General features: G+C 49.3%; 1 protein-coding gene. It reads left to right on the top strand.

Going from position 1 to position 618, the window contains the following annotated elements:
• Positions 1 to 66 precede the first annotated feature (66 nt).
• Positions 67 to 618, top strand: a 552-nt coding sequence (locus KP705_RS16155; protein WP_215764979.1) for a hypothetical protein, incomplete at its 3' end; no start/stop codon positions are given.

The raw sequence follows: 618 nt of genomic DNA, 5'->3' as shown, positions 1-618 counted from the left end.
CATCAGTATTATAACACAACTGATGGCGATGGTTCAACACAAGACCGCCAAGACTGGTGGTCTCGGATGGAATCCGTAGGTCGTTCATATACGAAATTAGAGGCCCAAAGGGTCATCAAAGCTCAGTCATATGATGGGGGGTATTATCCTCGTTCATGGCTTGGGCATGTGTTCCATCTGGGGTGGTCTGTTGATGATATCTGCTGGCTGATATCTGCTGACTGCAAGCACCTTGGGCTTATAGCTCGGGATTATTCTGCTGATGAGAATCTGCGTTTTGCGTGTCGTTCGGAACAGGAAGACAGGCGACGCTTCAGGCTTCCTGCTGGTGGTTTAGAATACGTTCCAGAGGTTAAGGAAGCGAAGGAATCACGCGGAGAGATTTTTGATGCAGGACCGTCTGAGAATGGGTGTGAGTCATCTTCTCGGATAGGTTTTTATGAGCTTCTTCGTCGCAACAGTGGGAACAAGGTTGATGTGTTTAAACATCTTGAACGCATTGKCAGGGATGAGGCCATAAGGCTTCAATCTGAGCGCATGGCTGACAGGCTTGAAGGGCTGGGGATTCCGTCTCGGCGTAAGAAGCAGGATGGCACCTTTTTCAAGGTGGGTTTGCTG

Source organism: Gluconobacter sp. P1D12_c (assembly GCF_018812105.1).
In the GTDB taxonomy this organism is placed as follows: domain Bacteria; phylum Pseudomonadota; class Alphaproteobacteria; order Acetobacterales; family Acetobacteraceae; genus Gluconobacter; species Gluconobacter oxydans_A.
Note: the sequence above shows the minus strand (reverse complement) of the source record. Positions and strands in the feature narration are given on the sequence as shown.